Here is a 15,788-nt window from a genome sequence, read left to right as displayed (position 1 = left end):
GTAGGAGGGTGCCTAGAGTGCGAAGGTCGCAACAACTGCACCCAGCTCGATTGGGCACTAGAGAAGATGGCAGATGTCCTGTCCATCATGCTTGTGAAGTAGAAACGAGAAAAAGGCCCGGTACCTCACAAGAGGTACCGGGCCATTTTGTATCTCAGGACTCGATGAGCCAGACCGAGAAGTAGGCATCTGCTAGAAGGTTCAAGGCACCACCCGAGGTTTGGTGAGCGGCGAGTCTTAGTATGTCGCCAGCCGAGGCAACGTAGGTGCCGGCAAGGGTGATGTGAGTAGCGTCGCCGGAAACCGCCATTCGCTCATCAATCGTCGGGTACGTACCGGTCGAACCAATCTCGACCAGGAGGCGACGAAGACCGGTCGCGTTCGACGCAAAACCGCCATACGCCAAGATGCCCCATAAGCCAGCCGTAGGAAGCGTCAGAGCCGTAGACGGTGGACCAAAGATAGAAGAGTTGTCGAAGCTGTCTACGTCGAAGGTAATCGGGGTAATCGTGCCCGAGGTCAGAGACAAGGTTGTCGAACGCCTAGCTCGACAAGCCTGTGTGGTCAATCGTGCCGAGGTCAACTTTTGCCCAGCCGTAATTGCCATTGCCAACTCCTACAGAGGAACGTACGCAGGTTCGGCTACGTTCACCGCAGTGCCAGCCGAATGGGATTTGGTGATGCCATTGACAGACCGGATAACGGTTAGAGCTTGGGCACCACCGATTGCCGGTCCGACGCCTGTTACCGTCATTCGTTCGCCACCAACGATGATGTCGAATGGCATGTCTGCAACATTGGTTGTCCATGGCACGGAAACCGACAAAGTCGTTCCGGAGCTAGTTACTGCGCCATTGATAACGGCGGAGTCGTGGTCAACCCGAGTGTTGGAATCAGCCTCAGCCACAGTCCACACAGAACCAGGAGTAGCAACCCAGGTGATATCCCAACCGAAGTTGCCGAGCCTTTCGGTGTAACCCCGAACCATGAGCGACACAGGACCAGGAGGAAGCCAGGTCGGCAGGTTGCTTATCGTCAGGAGGTCACCGGAATCCAGCGCTATAGCTTTGCGGGTTAATACAAGGTCGCTGGTCCAAGCTGAGCTGAGAAGGTTGATTCGAACTTTCGGATACCGAGCTTCATCGACAGTCCCTAGCCGGACGCGCCATCCTGCCTGGTCGGCATTCTGGTCATCCGAATATGTGTTCAACGTCAACGACTCGTCATAGACGCCAACACCATCGGGCGGTGACTGAACCGACAGCGGGCCGGTATCCAATACGACACGAGCCGAAGAGCCACTATCTCGCGTTACGGTCACGTCATTACGAGTCGAGTCGTCATCCTCGACAGGCTCAAATGGGTCAGAGATGAGTTTGTTGGCGTAGTTGAGGTCAAGAGTGCTCTTGTTGTAAAAGCTGTCTCTGGTCCGGTAGGAGATGGCTAGGTCAGCTCGTGCTTCATACAGGATTCCGCCACCCACTGAGGCCGCATCCGACAGCAGGGTTAAGAAGGGGTCGACCTTCTGCCGTCCGAGAGGCTGTGCATCATCAACGTCAGGCAGGACATCGGCGGAAACGCCTTCCTCATCACAAAGACGCTGGATGCGTGTTCCTGCGGTTTCGCCAAGGTAGCCGTTAGAAGCCCGCCGAAATGTGGTGTCTACAAAAGGAATCTCGCCGCTGTATGCCGCTACGTGGCCGATGTTGACTGGTGCAAGAGCAGTAGGACCGAACCTAATCGAGCTGAGGTTGCCGACCGAACCAGCGTACGTAAGTGCGCCAACAACGATTGTGTAGAAGGTGTCGCTACCAACTGCGTGCCAGTTGATTACTAGGTCGACGTTTGCGCCGTTCTGCTCAGCGAAGACTTCAAAGGCAATCCAGTTTGTTGGTGATGCACCAGCACCAAAAAGCGTGGACTGTGAGAACACGGTTGCACCAGCATAGTTAGTGCCAACCCATTCGTACGCGGTGTTGCTGATGAAGAACGCCATTTCCATAGCCGTGCCTGTTGTCCGCAAGACCATAAGTGGAATGTTCGAAGCCGGTAACGCATCGAGCTTGAAGTAGAAGATCGTTGACCACTTCGTTGCTCCGGCGGTTGCTCGGTTGGTTAGTAAGAGTGATGGACTACTAGAATCCAACCGCGCCGTAGTTAGTGCGCCGGGCAACGAGTCATCGGCAGAGAAGGTGACGTCAGTTGCCTTCCCGGCAAGACCGTTAGTTATTGCGTTGGCCGCCGTAGCACTTCTAGAACCGTCTTCTAACGCCCAGTAGGAAGTAGGGGAGTAGCGACTAAGGGTTCGGTAAATCGGCGACCGTAGAGGCTTCGCACCCTGACCTAGCCGGCGCATGATTCCTGACGCTTCTACCGGCACCCAGACGTTGTTTCCGGTCAAGTCCCAGCGTGAAGGCCACGATGATATTTCCCCGTAGAACCGAGGTTGCCTGACCACGTGGTTATCGAATGAGAGGGTCGGTACCGGAGCGTTGGTGTTACCTGCCACAAGCCAACCGCGAATGCCAACAAGGCCAGCTTGCCGTAGCGAAGAGTCAGAGTAGGTGAGTTGCCAGTCCCGAGGTTCTACCCCTGACGCTAACCATGTCTTGACAGCTAGCTTCGTTCCTACCGTTGACGCCCGAAACCGCAATGTGGTTCCGGCCGTATAGGTCAAACCACTAACCACGCTATTTGCAAGCTCAGTGGCAACACCAGCAACGTTCTTCGAAAGCTTTACCGTCACGACACCGAGAACGTCAAACTCGACCCGTAGCCAGTAGTAATTGCTGATGTCCTGGTATCTGGCAACGACACCAGCAACCATTGAGGCACCGGTCATGACTGCTGGAATCGTGAAGTCTATGAGCTGGTCACTGTCGACAATCGTGCTACTGAGCAGGACAGCGGTACGAGTTAGGTTAGGTGTTGGGAACGTGATAATTCCCTTGCCGCCCGAGACAGACCAGTCGGCAGGAGTGCCAACCGACCAAACTAGGCCGCTGTCAGAGGTTCCTAGACCACCTGGCGCAACTGTCCGCGTGAAGGTGTCAGACCAGAGGGAAAGGCTGAACCTCACAGGAGTATTGCGACCTATTAAGCCGTAGTACGTGCTGCGAGGATTCCGTGGGCTGTATTTACCATGTCGGTTGTTGAGCTTGAAGCTACATGTACCCGCATCTACTCGTGAGCCTTCTGACCTCTGACCACGAGTAATCGTGATACCGCCGGAACGGTCGGCAAGGATGTCGGAGGTAATGTCGACCCATCCAAGAGTGCCAGCGTATATCTCACCGACCAAAGGCACGGTCATTCACTACCTCCCCAACACCTCTTGGACGTTCCCGCCCCTAATCCGGATTTCCTTACGGAACCCTTCGAAGACATCTGTGCCCTGGACTGTGATGAGGACTTCTTGTACTCCACCAGCGGACGAGCCAGAGCCGTAAATACCTGCGGTTGGGCTCATCATCGATGCGGTCTTATTCGTGTCATGCACCCAACCGTTCTTGGTGGGAGTGACTAGCTCCGGCCCGTCTTCACCAACTAGGTACGGCTGCCCAGCCTTAACAGGACCACCCGAGGCACGAGCTGGGAAGTTGAATGACGGTACGCCATTCTGAAACGTTGCGCCGTTAGACAAAACTTGCCACTTAATCGTGGCGTTCGCCTGGTAGTTCTTGGCGAACTTCTCACCAGCTGCCTTGGCTTCGCGGAACTGCTTCTCTAAGTCGTTGACTTCGGCTTCGGTCAGCCCAGCCGATTTCAGGGTGGCTCTCATTGCTGGTGTCAAAGAGCCGTTGAACGTGCCAGCAGCCGCACCAGCAGCACCCTGAACCGCAATAGCCGCAGCAGCCATATCGCGCAGAGCCTTCTGAGCCTCAGGAGACTTCCTACCGTGCTCGGCAACTGCGTCGTTGTATTTCTTCTGTGCGCCCGACAGGTCATCCTGAGCTTTGATGAGAGCGAACGTCGGGTCAGTCTGGGCACGAAGGCTAGCGGCCAGCTCGTCAAGCGCTGAGACTTGACCGAGTGCGGCCTGTGAGGACAGGTCGAGCTTTTCCTTTACCTGGCCTTGTGCGTCTGCCAGATCCTTAGCTTTACGCTCGGCCGTACTCATACCGTCTGCGGTTATGTCCCAGCCAGTTCGGTCTTCCAGCTTGAAGCGTGTTTCGTCAATCTTCTGGTCAAGCTCATCTAGGTAACCCTTGACCTGGGCACCACCGTGGAGCAGTTCGCCTGTGATGATGATGAAGTTTTTCGTAGCAAGAGTGAGGTCATCAATAGCGCTGGCACCTTCGTCGGCATCCTCGGAAAGCGTGGCGAACACTTCGCCTACGGCTCCGCCGATTTCGTCAAAGCTGCGGCCTAGTGCATCAATGACAGGCTGTGCTTTGCCGACTGCGACGGCAACACCACTAACGACCTTCTTTGCACCCTCAACGGCACCAGTAACAAGAGGCTCGACGTACTTAGACGAGTCGCCGAAAATCTTGTCTAGGTCAGGACGAATCGACTGGAAGCCCTTTCGGACAATCGCTATGCCTTGAAGGGCTGGACCGACGAAGACCTGTGCGCTTTTCTCCAGGTCGGCAGTTACGTCTTTCGCTAACTGCGAACCAGCAGTCTTGACGGCTGGGTCTTTGGCAGCAAGCTTCAAACCGCCAATGACACCACCGACACCAGCTCCACCCACAACCGCGCCAGCAAGGGCAGCGGCTAGCGTCGGAGCGATAGCGACACCGAGAATGCCACCAGCAATTGCACCTGCTGGGCCTAGTGGCGCTTTCGCAATAAGTGGACCGATCTTCTGGGAGAAAGATACCGAAGCACCTTCGGCTAGACCATCTCCCAGGTCACCTCCGATATGCTTGCTAGCCTTGTTGAGCTTGCGAAGTTCCTTCTCACCGTCGCGTATCTGCCTGATGAACTGGTCATCACCCGTGTTGGCGAACTGAACCGCTAGGGCTTTTAGTGATTTCTCGACCTCGCCAATTTGGCTGTCGAGCTTGTCTGCGGCTTTCTTGGTGTCGCCAAACTCGTCACCGAGACTTTCCAAACCACGCTCGGCATCCTTAGCTGCCTTCGAAACAGTCTCTCGACCAAGGAGGTTATAGAGAAGTTCACGCTTGTCCGCCATAGCCTCGCCTCTTTAGTTCCAAGTCGAGCAAAGCTCGATAGCGGTTGAACGCTGCGGTGTCGAGCTGGTCAACCTCGTCGGCAGACATCCTGAACACGAGGTTGAAGTAGGGCTTGATTTCGTCTAACTCGCGTTCGCCCCATTCGGGGCCAAAGAGTTTGGGTCTTCCACCTCGGCCTTGTCGACCACCAGGCCGCGAACGTCGATGTCGAATTCCTCAAACGGAATCCTCTTGCCAGACCGAATAAGCGCCAGCCAGACAACGACACCAAGCGCATAATCTTGTTCGCTAGGGTCTTTGCAGAGGTCACCGAACTGCACAAGGTTCATGCCGGTTTCCTTGCGAAGTTCACGAACCTCGACGAACCGCGGCCTCGTTGGGTCGTATTCGACTTCGGCCACTCCGAGACGTTCTGCGTCTTCCTGGGTAAATCTAAATATCAGCGTTGCCATATCTACTCATCCTTTGAGTTGCGCCGTTACTGAGTCGAGTACGGCAAGCATTTCTTTGCGAATCTTCGGCTCTAGCCGGCGGAAGGGCACATCTACGAATCCAGGCCGAACCTTCTGCGAAACCCAGGTCTGCCGTCTGCGTCCTCTAGGGCTACGCAAGATGCCCTTGTTCAAGGTCGGAACGTCTCGACGTTCCTGTTGACCATCTCCATAGACCCGATACCGGAGTTCCGCCGTTTGTCGAGATGTACGACTAGCAAGCCGGAAACTCAGCGAACGGCTCAAGACGGGCGCATAGCCGCTAGGCATGGCCTTGGGTACCTCAGCCACGATTGCTGGTCCCAGCGGCTTAACTGCGGCCCGGAAACCCGCATCCATTTGCCGTCCAAGTCCGGAGTTGCCAACCTGCTTCAACGCCTGGCGCACTGAGTGCAGGTTGGCTGGTCCGGTCATCCTGACCTCAAAGCCCATCGGCTTATTAGTAGACGGAGGTAGTGACAACTCCGTCGACCTGGAATGAGGCTGACCAGGAAACCTTCTCGGCGACGGTTGAATCAACGGTGTACTCGGTGAGCCAGCATTCGCCTAGCATCTTCACCTTTCCGGTAGTCGAGCCTTCAGGCCCATACTCGAAAGACGCAGTAGCCGAAGCTGTGCGAAGCGAGTTGAGAACCGCGTGCGGACCAGTAGTAACAGTCGAGTCAAAGTGACCAGAGGCGGTGAAGGTGACGTTCGCCAAACCAGGAATCGACTTTGTGCCGGAGTCACCAAAGGCGGTGACCTCGTTTAGACCTCGACCACCAGGCAGACCAGCAACATTGTCGGTGTAGGCAGTTAGGTTGCGGAGTGTTCCGCCGCTGTCATCTAGCGAGAAGACGGCGTTCTTACCGTGAACGAATGCCATTGTGCTTACTCCAATTCGGGCACGACAAAAAACCGCCTACCTCGACAGGTGGCGGGTTCTGAGAGCTAGCTAATTAGCGTCGAGCGAAAGCCACGACGAAGGTTGCACTGCCTGCGCCCGTAACCGTCCACAAAGCGCGTACGTACCTGTTGACGGTTCCAGTTACCGTCTTGCGTTCCGAGCCAACCGCAGTGTTGGTCGTGAAGGTAATGAGGTCTGCCCACACCGAGTTGTCGGTAGAGTGCTGAACCTTGACCACAATGTTTGTGAAGCCCGAGTACGCGGATAGGTGTAGGGCACCCACACCGCCGTTTGCCGAACTGGCTGTGTTGTCGACTGAGGTTCCGTTGCCATTGGCGGTTTCGGCCGTAAGTGCGTGCAGGCTGGTTCCCATATCAACGCCATCGTCGGCAGTGGCGTTAACCGTGAGCGAGACAAGCTCGTTGACGGTTGCTGGAATCTCGAAACCCTCGATGTCGCTAACCGTCATTAGGGCTGGCTTGCCAATGGTGAAACCGTCGGGAAGCACCGTCACAAGGGCTGAGTTGTCGACACCGACCAGGGCTGCGACTTCCTCATAAAGACCGCCGACTGCTGAGTCGAATAGGCCATTAAGAGTCATCGAGCCTGAGAGAAGACCAGGAACGCCACGCCAACCGTCGTCTAATACGCTGGTGGCATCCCCGTATTCTCGCTGGTGCGCAACCGACCAGCCCTTAATGGAGCCTGACACATGGTCTTCGTTGATTAGAACCCGGGAGTTCTTGGCGTTGATGGCCATTTACTCACCTACTTTTTCGATGTAGCCGAGTTTGACCAGCTCGGGAATTGACTTCTCTGGCAGGTCGGTAGCCACCTCGTTTGGCTCAACCCGCTTCTCTTTGCCATCCTTAGTCGGGTAGTTGAGGCCAACCAGGACTCGGTACTTTGTCTTGATCATCAGGCGCCACTTCCCGAAACGATGATGGCCAGCTCGGCACCGAGGTACTTGACACCGCCGACTTCGTGATAGCCGTAGTTCTGTGCCCGAGCTACTTGCGCCGAGTAACCTGCTGTCTCAAGAGCAGCCTCAATAGCTGTCTTGAGGGAACCTGCGCCACTGCCTTTGAGGTAAGCGTCAAGCTCGGCTTGCCCTGACTTGTCGCTCGTCGAGCTAATGAGGACAGGACACAGAAACGTGATTTCGTCACAGCCTCGACCCATGCTGAGGTCATAGCTAATCTCGACACCGCCAACGTAGAAGCATGGCTCGGAAACCGAGTCAGGTACGTAGGCGTAGGTGTTGAGAGTAGGAGTGACCGAACCAGCCGCAATGGCGATTACAGAGCGAACCGCGGTTAGGTCCATAGCGCATCACCCAATCGCCTGGATAACGAACGGACGAAGTAGCGCTTGAACGTCTGAGTCAATCCGCGAAACCCGTATGGATGCGCCGAACTGGTCTGCGCCGAGTACGCCACCAACAGAATCTTTGCGCTTGAACAATCGAGCGGCCTGCAACAGCGTTGCTTGCACAACCTCATCAGGAACGGCAGGAAATCCGAACTTTGCCGTTACCCGCACCTTTGCCCGAGACGAGGTTGCCCAAGAGTTGTACTGCCGACGAAGGTAAGTAATTGGCTTGCCTAATGCGATTGCGTTATCAGGCTCGGTGTCGTAGTCCGTAACCGTCGACCAGGACGAGCCGCTACCTACCTCGACCACCAAGCCGGTAGTTGTTGAGATGTCGTCAACGATGAGTAGGTCACCATCGGTATCGCAGACAACCCGGTCGTCAATCCGGTAAGTGCGTGTGGTGACGTTGGTATCGACATAGAACCGCCGGCCACAGTAGGAATCAATAGCCCGCGAAGCCGAGGTTAGGCACTGCTGTAACAGCGAGTCGTTGCTACTCGTGGTTTCGTTGATGTACGACTTCAATAAGGGAAGGGTGGTGTATTCGTTAGCCATCGTCACTCACCCTTCTTCTGAGGTTCGTGACCTGGCTTGTACTTGAAGAACTGCTTGTTAGCCTTGACCACCGGGTCGGTAGCGTCGAATTCGTCGCCTTCACGAACGCACTTCTCACCGTTCTCGGTGGCGACGAAGTAGGTTGCCTTTGCGACAACCTTTGGAGTCTCGCTCATTCTGGGCACCTCCTTTCGGTGTGTGGAAAGGAAGGGGTGGCCGGTTTCCCAGCCACCCCAACCAGAATTAGGCAGAGACGAGTACGCGGAATGCGTTAGCGGTTAGTGCATCGGCACCAACCCGCCAGAAAGCGAACCAACCAGCCTGACCAGTAGGCCGCTGGTTGGTGGCACCCTTGACTAGTGGCTCGTACACAACCGACATACCGATACGGTCGACAATCGCGTACTGAGAGAAGTCACCGAATACGGCAATCTTTGAACCTGTAGTAATGGTGCTCGCCATGGTGCTTGACTCATAAATCGGTGAGCCAAGTAGACGCTCAGGCTGACCAGCACCCAGGTTTGCCCAGAATGACGAACCACCAGCGGTGTCAAACTGCCGAGTCCGGTTGATGTTCGAAACGTTCATCACCCAGGAGCCCTTGCCACGCCACCTAGCCGGAACCGCAGCCTGTAGACCGTAAACGTCGCCAACCGCATAAGCACCGACGCCAGCAGTAGCAACAGTCGTAGTCGCAGCGGTGATAACACCCTTAGGCTGACCAGAACCAGTACCAGTGGCGAATGCGGCCTCTTCGAGCCTGTCCTTAGCGTCTGCTAGCAGAGCTGGCAGTTGAGAGCCAAAGTCAGAGTCTTCTAGTACCTCGTAGGAACCGAAAACCCAGGCAGAAGCCTTCTGCGGAGTGATTTGAATATTGCCGAAGGTCGGAGTGTGGTCAGTGTCTTCGGTGCCTTCTGCCAACCAGGCTGCGTTAACACCAGCCGAAGAAACACCGTTCCACGTGTTTGTGGCAGTGGTCTTGATGGTTGAAATCTGCCGGAACGGGTTTGCCGAACCTGAGTTCGTCAACACAATGCTCGGGTCTAGCGTGAATGGAACGAGGTAACCACCGTTAGCCGAAGTCAGCGACATAGCGGCACGCTGAACCATGTTCTCTGGGTCAGCCATGTAGTCCTCAAACGCCTCGTGATACTCAGGCGAACCAGTCCGCAGGATGTGCTGAGCAATCAGCGGACCCTGCTTACGACCAGACCGAGAAATCAGCCGAGTGGCGTTTTCCCGAGCCTCATCAGTCATGTGCTCCGGAGCTTGCTCGACAGCATCCATTGCGCGACTAATAAAGTCGGTAGAGGTCCAGGTCTTCGACCTGTGTAGTTCCTCGTAGGGGTTCCGCTTGTTGCGGGTGATCACGGTCGGTCCGGAACCGTATTCACGGTTGCTGGTAACCAGAGAAGCCCGCATGATCTCATCGACCTTCGCTTCACGAGCAACGGCCTTGTCGTACGCGGTCTTCTTAGCGTCCCATTCCTCACCGAGAGTTTCGCCACGAGTGATCTCGTCATCAGTGGCGTTCTCGTTCTCGGTGATTACCTTAATCTCCGCGCGAAGAACCTCTAGTTCCTCGGCTAGAACTTCGCTCTGCTTACGAGCCATTTCCGTAAACTCCTCGATAACGCATCTCCGACCGAAGTCGAAGTAGCCGTTGCCGAGCGGAGTGCTGAGTTAGCGAATCCTCGGTGCCGAGTCCTGCATTTGCAGGAGTGGCGCTATCTGTCTCCGAGTCCCTTACGGGAGTGGTCGACAGGGTGCGGATGAGTTCCGCTATTGAGTTGTCGTCCAGGGTTGCGATATCGCCAGCGATATCACGAACCGAGCGAACGGCCATAATCGCCGCTCCCTCATAAACCGGATTGAAAGCCGGCCCGTATTCGGTCAAACCAAGCTCATGCCGGGTAACAACTGGCAGAGGTTGACCGGACCGAACACGCGGAACCCTAAGCGGTGAGCTGCGATAGATTCGGCCGTTGAAGCTCTGTCCGCGAATATCGCCGTTCTTAATAGCCTCTAGGACCGAATCGGCTAGCTCAGACTTGTTGTAGCGGGTAACCGTGAACAAGCCCTTTTGGTCGGCTCGGATTTCTAGTGGCCTACCAATCGGGACAGACCCAAGGTCGGATGGTGTGCCATGTACGGTCCGACCATGGTTGTAGAGAACGGCAACTTTATCGATCCCATGGTCAAGGGTTCGCTTGAATGCCGACCGGTCAATAACCTCGGTGTAGTGACCATGCTGGTCACGAACCTCGGTAGGAATGTCGAAAACCGCTGCGTACGCCTCGACGGTTCTGCCGTCACTGTGCGACCGACTAATGTGGATATCGTCTAAGGCAAACGTCCGCTGGTAGCTAAACACCATCAGTCTTCTCACCACCCACAGGAGACGTGTTGTTGGTGTCCTGGCCAGGTGGCAGGAGTTGAACTGAGAAGCGACCTGTGTGCTTCAAAAGGCTCATGTCACGGGCCTTAATTGCCAGGGTCACCGATTCCGAGGTGTAGCCCGCGGTGATCAATGTTGAAGCCGTTTTTGCGTCAACCGCGAAAGTCTGGGCTTGTGTTTGTTCGCCTTCCTGCAAAGCGATGATGTCCGAGGTGTCGAACCAAAGTTCAGCATCACTCGGGACGTTCACCAGCTTTGACAGGCAGGCACAAGCGGAACGCCAATTCGGCCGCATCGTGAGGTCTGCGAAAGCCTTAATAGCTGAGTCGTAGTTCGCCAGCGTGGCTGCGTTCAGACCTTCTTTGAGGCCAACGACGATGGCCGGCACACCAGCCGCTACAGCAATTCGGTTCTCACCAGCGGCTTGGACGTTGGACAACGCATCGGAAACCTGGTCACCAACGACCATCGGGTCTGCGCCGTTGTCTAGGACCATGGTTTTGTAGGCATTGCCCGAACCCGCGTGACGAGCGGTTACGGTTTTGCGAATGCGGTCGACCTGATCGACCTTCAACTCGTCCTTGTACTTAATGATGAGGTTCGGGGTAGCCGCATTTTGGTAGTAGGCATACCGATGTTCTGTCATCGCAATGTCTGCGTTGACCTCACGAATCACCGGAGTCAACCAGCTCATGCCACGAAAGTTCGCCATCGGGTCAGGGATCGGTGACCAGTGCGCAACTTCCTCGACCGGATAAAACTCGGTGCCTCGGTCCTGGTCGCCTACTGGCTCGTACAGGTAGCCGACAACTTCCCGAACCTGTCTGCCGAATTCGTCTTGCGTAATCTCGGAAACGATGGTTACCCAGTCAGGCCGAAGGCGTTCTAGTCGGTCGCCTGCATCTCGGATGTACGCATTACCTGCAAGGGAAACGTCTTGTTCCATACGGGCCAGGAGTTCGCCAGTAGTGCCACCAGGCCAAGGCTTTTCAAGCTTTGCTAGGTCAGGGTTGCCGAATAACCGCTTGTCGACCAGGCTGCGAAACTTGAAACGAGCCTCGCTGAAAAGCTTGATTCGAGCCAGGATGACACCGAAGACGACACCGTTACCTGCGTATGCGAGGTTGGCGAAACTGTCGAACGTCGGAATAATCTTCTCGGTGTTCGGTGTGCCGTAGCTGAACAGGTATGAGTAAGCGGAATCGTAACCAGGTGGCGGCTGGTAACGGGTGACCTCATTACGTCTACTGATTTGCCTCGCCAAAGCTCGGCTCTTTGGAGCCATGAAATCCTCCGATTAAAAGAGCCAAACAGCAGGGTCGAATTCCCTTTTGACAAGGTGTGCCCGAGACTCATAAGCCCATCGGGCTAATGTCGCTGCGACTACTGGACTCACGTCTACGTCGGATCGGTATCTGTCCCAGCCCCAGGAGTCGTCACCGATTTTGCGAGTTCTGACCCCGACCACAGCCGCATTAAGTAGTGGGTCGTCAGGGTGGCGAACCGACTTCTGCGTTACTGCGTCTGCGAATTGCAGGCACGCAGCGGCAAAGTCGTTGCCGACTGGAATAGCCAAGTCACCGAGCTTCGGAGAATCCGAGTTCTTCGGAGGCTTAATACCTGCCTTGTCCAAGTCAAGGATGACGCTGGTGATCGGTCCCTTAGGGTCGATGCCGATAGCAACGGGTTTGTGTCGCTCGACTAGCTCTAGCAGTCTTGGCACAACCCACTCATTGCCTCGCCTGTTCTCTACGATTTCGTAGGAACCCAGGCCATCGGCTCTTATGCCGTAGGCGACAATCGAGCAGTGTGCGCTGCTACCTGAACCAGTAGCATCAACGGCAAGCGCCAAATCTCCGACGATGGCAGTATTCGGGTCGGCTAGTTCGTTCTTCCAAATCGCCAGGTCGACAACGTTGTTGGCGTATCGCGTAGGCCAGACACCAAGACACTCGGTGGCGAACTTATCGCCAGCCATACTGCCTTGCATGATGGCGAGGTTTGAAGCGGTCAGGTTGCTACCTGGCAGGTTTAGCGAAGGATTGGCAATTGCCCACAACCGAACATCTGCGGTGTCAAGTGGTCCGTCTAGCTTGTCTGGGTCAACTCCCCATTCGAACCAGGCCACACCATCGGCTTTGTCGTGTCCTCGTCTGCGAAGTCGGTTGAACGGTTCTCCGCTGACTGCGTTTCTTGGTGGCGTTGATAGGTAGCAGACCTGCGGATTCTCGGATGCCAGGACTGTAGGAATTACGGCTGCGAGGTCATCTTCTGTAACGTCATATGCCTCGTCCATAATCAGCCGGTCGATTTTGTCCAAACCACGAGCTGAGTCAGGACCACGAGTCTTGACGTAGAACAAGCCACCGTTGTTCAGAGCAATGAACTCGGTTCCTCCGCGCTTGCCGACCTTCTTAACCTGAACGCGCAGGAACGCGAACTTCGGGTCTTCGATGAGTGCGACAATCCGCAGGAACGATCGGTTAGCCGTGTCTCGGTTCTGTGCTGTTAAGACGATTCGCTCGCCAAACAGGAACAAGCCAACCAGAATGATGCAGTCGATAAGAAACGTCTTTCCGTTCTGACGTGGAATGACGATGCCTACTGTCGAGGCAACCCATTTCCACATGCCCGCGGAATTGCGCTTCTCACCGAAGATGTGTCGCAGCAGGAATTCTTGCCAGAAGAATAGGGCGAACCCGAGTCTGCGCAGGAAATCAATTGCTTCATCAGCGGACGAGGTGTCGGCTGGTGGGCAATGCCATCTAGTTGGTTCCTGCACGCCTCTGATCTCGTTGTTGGCGGAGTTCATCAACTGGTGATTCCTCCTGTCCAACACCTAACGCTTCTTGCTCTTTCAAGACAGCCATGAGCTGTTTCGCCAATGCAGGGACTTCTTTAGGCTCGGCAACTACCAAATGTTCTGCGAGCAGACGACGAATCGCCTCTAATGAGTCCTTCTGATTGCCAGATGCCAGCGCTTCTTGGTCACTCATTTCACCCACCAAACCGTGACATTCCCTGGCGTACCATTCGGGGGGAAATTTTTGGATTAAAGGCATGGGGGTCATCTGGAAAGCAAGATCGACGAATCGACCCTACCCCCCATTACCAGATGCGAGATTGGCGAAGTGCGGGCTTATGACCACGCTCTTGATTGCACTTGCGCCTCTTACCTTTGATGATTGGGCACTCATCACAACCATGCACACCATGGGCAGGCTGCATGTTCTGCCATATGATCTCTTGGTATGGGTCAACTGAGGCAGGAGTTATGTAGTCCGCAGTGTCAGCACCATCGTGACCACAGATGCGACAGACTGACCCTTTGTACTGGAACATCAGTGCCCGTTGTTCTAGGTACTGCCTGCCTGTATGTAGCCTGCGATAGAGCGGATTGTTTGGCATATCTAATCCACAGTGAATGCCCAGCCTAGGTAAACGCCAAGACCTAGACCTACGAAGAACATGATTGTTGCGACCATGATGGTTGCCTTTTGTTTGCTGCTGCGAGAATGTCGCCAAGACGGTATTGCGCATGTCCACTGCGGTCGAATGTCACAGGGGTTAGCTTGTTGGCTTTCCGCCAATTGCTAATCGTCATCTTGGAGACGTTCACCGCTAGGGCAGCCATTGAAGCGGTGAGCAGAGCGTCAAGGTTGATTGACGTATCGCTCGGTCGCTGCCCATTTTCGGGCACGCTAAACCGCTCGATTCCAGTAAAGCTGGTGGCCTTGACTTCTGCAAGCTTCTGCGCTACCGGCTTTTCGTCAACGTGGTTGGACTCTCGCTCGGTTATCCGTGCCAGCGTGGACCAGAGCCTACTTATCTCGGTAGCGAAGTCACCGATTGCGGAATGCTGGTCACACGCGATATCGAGTCGGTTGCGCAACCAGGAAACCAGGCCACCCACAGATGCCGAATCAGGTTGCCTCTGGTCCGCGAATAGCGACTCTCGCCAGTCATAAGCCCACGAGGTGAGGACCGTAGCGACAGAGGCATAACCGGTCTGGTCCCGATAATCACCGACAACACCATCAACCCGAGCTGGTGCAAGTAGGTCGAGCACATCTAGCCGTACGGGTATCGGCTTGGCCTTCGTACCGGACACCTTCGGACCCGAGCCACCCTGCAAAGCTCCGACAAGGCTAGGAAGCTCGGCGTACATGTCCGCGACTTCCCAAAGGCTCAAAGCCAATCGGGTACGGCAGGAATCACAGACAGCAGGACGTAGGGCTTCCCCACGTTCACAGACGCTACAAAGCACGAGAACCCCACTCACGAGAAAGGATGACTAGGTGTCACCCTTTTTCGCTGGTGAGGCTCTGTTGGTTCCTGATCTTCTTAGCTAGGCTGCTCTTCGGTTTCCGGTCACGTTCTCATCAGGGTGCTCCTGCAAAAGCTGCCCTTACGTGGCCGGAAACCCTCTACGTCTGCCTGGTGCCCAGGACTACCGGCGAGGCTGGTTCGTGGCTTAGGGGGCTGCTCAGCGGGTTTGCGCACACCAAGCGTGCCTCACCGATCGTGGCCTTGACCAGCACCAGGACGAGGCCGCAGATGCCTACCGCAGAGCAGGTAACTGACGAGCTGGGCAGGGTCGCTACCGGGCACCAGGACCACGAGCAAACCCGAGGTAGCCAGCCTGGTCCTACCTGATGCCCCGATTTGATCTCGTCTCAGCGTGGCTCTGAAACTCAAGTTTCCCCAGGTCAGAAGCATGATCGGGAAGAGTTACGAAGTCGGTACCCTCTCAGGTGTCCTTATCGCACCGGGTGTAGACGAAGTAGCGGCTCTCCCCGGCGACCGGGCGGAGCAGCTCGAAGCCGAGGAAGCCGGGGGAGTTCTCCACCGCGCCGGCCCGGGCGGCGAACCGCTTCTCCAGCTCCGCACCGGCGCCGGGCGGGACGTCGATCGCGTTGATCTTCACGACTGCCATGACCCCA

15 protein-coding genes and 1 pseudogene are annotated in these 15,788 nt (G+C 55.7%); all 16 read right to left on the bottom strand.

Annotation, left to right across the window (positions count from 1 at the left end; genetic code table 11):
* Positions 1 to 154: 154 nt before the first annotated feature.
* A complete protein-coding gene (locus V6U81_RS04420; RefSeq protein ID WP_334484695.1) occupies positions 155 to 607 on the bottom strand; it encodes a hypothetical protein in 453 nt (150 codons plus the stop codon).
* A gap of 9 nt (positions 608 to 616) precedes the next feature.
* Positions 617 to 3,313 (bottom strand): hypothetical protein, encoded by a 2,697-nt coding sequence (locus V6U81_RS04415; RefSeq protein WP_334484693.1) that lies wholly within the window; start codon positions 3,311 to 3,313, stop codon positions 617 to 619.
* A 3-nt stretch (positions 3,314 to 3,316) separates the two neighbouring features.
* Positions 3,317 to 5,140 carry a hypothetical protein gene (locus V6U81_RS04410; protein WP_334484691.1) on the bottom strand — a complete coding sequence of 608 codons (1,824 nt, stop codon included), beginning with the start codon at positions 5,138 to 5,140 and terminating at the stop codon, positions 3,317 to 3,319.
* A 123-nt stretch (positions 5,141 to 5,263) separates the two neighbouring features.
* Positions 5,264 to 5,593, bottom strand: coding sequence for a hypothetical protein (locus V6U81_RS04405; RefSeq protein ID WP_334484690.1), 330 nt, complete (start codon positions 5,591 to 5,593; stop codon positions 5,264 to 5,266).
* Positions 5,594 to 6,570: 977 nt separating this feature from the next.
* Positions 6,571 to 7,278 carry a hypothetical protein gene (locus V6U81_RS04400; protein WP_334484688.1) on the bottom strand — a complete coding sequence of 236 codons (708 nt, stop codon included), beginning with the start codon at positions 7,276 to 7,278 and terminating at the stop codon, positions 6,571 to 6,573.
* The gene (locus V6U81_RS04395; protein WP_334484686.1) at positions 7,279 to 7,437 is read right to left on the bottom strand and encodes a hypothetical protein; all 159 of its coding nucleotides are present in this window, start codon (positions 7,435 to 7,437) and stop codon (positions 7,279 to 7,281) included.
* Positions 7,437 to 7,844: a hypothetical protein gene (locus tag V6U81_RS04390; protein ID WP_334484684.1), complete on the bottom strand. Its 408-nt coding sequence runs from the start codon at positions 7,842 to 7,844 to the stop codon at positions 7,437 to 7,439. The genes V6U81_RS04395 and V6U81_RS04390 overlap by 1 nt, the downstream gene beginning before the upstream one ends.
* A 6-nt stretch (positions 7,845 to 7,850) precedes the next feature.
* Positions 7,851 to 8,447: a head-tail connector protein gene (locus tag V6U81_RS04385; protein WP_334484682.1), complete on the bottom strand. Its 597-nt coding sequence runs from the start codon at positions 8,445 to 8,447 to the stop codon at positions 7,851 to 7,853.
* Between the two features lie 2 nt (positions 8,448 to 8,449).
* Complete coding sequence (locus V6U81_RS04380; RefSeq protein ID WP_334484680.1) at positions 8,450 to 8,623, bottom strand: hypothetical protein; 174 nt, start codon at positions 8,621 to 8,623, stop codon at positions 8,450 to 8,452.
* A gap of 67 nt (positions 8,624 to 8,690) precedes the next feature.
* Entirely contained in the window at positions 8,691 to 10,061 is a 1,371-nt protein-coding gene (locus V6U81_RS04375; RefSeq protein WP_334484678.1) for a phage major capsid protein, read from the bottom strand.
* The gene (locus tag V6U81_RS29100; RefSeq protein ID WP_420883965.1) at positions 10,051 to 10,824 is read right to left on the bottom strand and encodes an HK97 family phage prohead protease; all 774 of its coding nucleotides are present in this window, start codon (positions 10,822 to 10,824) and stop codon (positions 10,051 to 10,053) included. Before V6U81_RS29100 ends, V6U81_RS04375 begins: the two co-directional genes overlap by 11 nt.
* A complete protein-coding gene (locus V6U81_RS04370) occupies positions 10,814 to 12,130 on the bottom strand; it encodes a phage portal protein (RefSeq protein ID WP_334484676.1) in 1,317 nt (438 codons plus the stop codon). Before V6U81_RS04370 ends, V6U81_RS29100 begins: the two co-directional genes overlap by 11 nt.
* A 12-nt stretch (positions 12,131 to 12,142) precedes the next feature.
* The gene (locus V6U81_RS04365; protein WP_334484674.1) at positions 12,143 to 13,657 is read right to left on the bottom strand and encodes a hypothetical protein; all 1,515 of its coding nucleotides are present in this window, start codon (positions 13,655 to 13,657) and stop codon (positions 12,143 to 12,145) included.
* The gene (locus V6U81_RS04360; RefSeq protein ID WP_334484672.1) at positions 13,611 to 13,916 is read right to left on the bottom strand and encodes a hypothetical protein; all 306 of its coding nucleotides are present in this window, start codon (positions 13,914 to 13,916) and stop codon (positions 13,611 to 13,613) included. The genes V6U81_RS04365 and V6U81_RS04360 overlap by 47 nt, the downstream gene beginning before the upstream one ends.
* A 386-nt stretch (positions 13,917 to 14,302) precedes the next feature.
* Complete coding sequence (locus V6U81_RS04355; protein ID WP_334484670.1) at positions 14,303 to 15,013, bottom strand: hypothetical protein; 711 nt, start codon at positions 15,011 to 15,013, stop codon at positions 14,303 to 14,305.
* Positions 15,014 to 15,601: 588 nt separating this feature from the next.
* Positions 15,602 to 15,781, bottom strand: a pseudogene (locus V6U81_RS04350) (antibiotic biosynthesis monooxygenase family protein); the annotation flags it as partial.
* Positions 15,782 to 15,788: the final 7 nt, after the last annotated feature.

It is taken from the genome of Micromonospora lacuserhaii, assembly GCF_036902735.1.
Classification (GTDB): Bacteria; Actinomycetota; Actinomycetes; order Mycobacteriales; family Micromonosporaceae; genus Micromonospora.
The sequence above is the reverse complement of the archived record's forward strand: the minus strand, read 5'-3'. Positions and strand labels throughout refer to the sequence as shown.

What these genes read in the sequence shown, in the direction of transcription:
- V6U81_RS04420 (WP_334484695.1), bottom strand. Translation starts at nt 607, where the DNA reads ATGGCAATTACGGCTGGGCAAAAGTTGACCTCGGCACGATTGACCACA.
- V6U81_RS04415 (WP_334484693.1), bottom strand. Translation starts at nt 3,313, where the DNA reads ATGACCGTGCCTTTGGTCGGTGAGATATACGCTGGCACTCTTGGATGG.
- V6U81_RS04410 (WP_334484691.1), bottom strand. Translation starts at nt 5,140, where the DNA reads ATGGCGGACAAGCGTGAACTTCTCTATAACCTCCTTGGTCGAGAGACT.
- V6U81_RS04405 (WP_334484690.1), bottom strand. Translation starts at nt 5,593, where the DNA reads ATGGCAACGCTGATATTTAGATTTACCCAGGAAGACGCAGAACGTCTC.
- V6U81_RS04400 (WP_334484688.1), bottom strand. Translation starts at nt 7,278, where the DNA reads ATGGCCATCAACGCCAAGAACTCCCGGGTTCTAATCAACGAAGACCAT.
- V6U81_RS04395 (WP_334484686.1), bottom strand. Translation starts at nt 7,437, where the DNA reads ATGATCAAGACAAAGTACCGAGTCCTGGTTGGCCTCAACTACCCGACT.
- V6U81_RS04390 (WP_334484684.1), bottom strand. Translation starts at nt 7,844, where the DNA reads ATGGACCTAACCGCGGTTCGCTCTGTAATCGCCATTGCGGCTGGTTCG.
- V6U81_RS04385 (WP_334484682.1), bottom strand. Translation starts at nt 8,447, where the DNA reads ATGGCTAACGAATACACCACCCTTCCCTTATTGAAGTCGTACATCAAC.
- V6U81_RS04380 (WP_334484680.1), bottom strand. Translation starts at nt 8,623, where the DNA reads ATGAGCGAGACTCCAAAGGTTGTCGCAAAGGCAACCTACTTCGTCGCC.
- V6U81_RS04375 (WP_334484678.1), bottom strand. Translation starts at nt 10,061, where the DNA reads ATGGCTCGTAAGCAGAGCGAAGTTCTAGCCGAGGAACTAGAGGTTCTT.
- V6U81_RS29100 (WP_420883965.1), bottom strand. Translation starts at nt 10,824, where the DNA reads ATGGTGTTTAGCTACCAGCGGACGTTTGCCTTAGACGATATCCACATT.
- V6U81_RS04370 (WP_334484676.1), bottom strand. Translation starts at nt 12,130, where the DNA reads ATGGCTCCAAAGAGCCGAGCTTTGGCGAGGCAAATCAGTAGACGTAAT.
- V6U81_RS04365 (WP_334484674.1), bottom strand. Translation starts at nt 13,657, where the DNA reads ATGAACTCCGCCAACAACGAGATCAGAGGCGTGCAGGAACCAACTAGA.
- V6U81_RS04360 (WP_334484672.1), bottom strand. Translation starts at nt 13,916, where the DNA reads ATGACCCCCATGCCTTTAATCCAAAAATTTCCCCCCGAATGGTACGCC.
- V6U81_RS04355 (WP_334484670.1), bottom strand. Translation starts at nt 15,013, where the DNA reads ATGTACGCCGAGCTTCCTAGCCTTGTCGGAGCTTTGCAGGGTGGCTCG.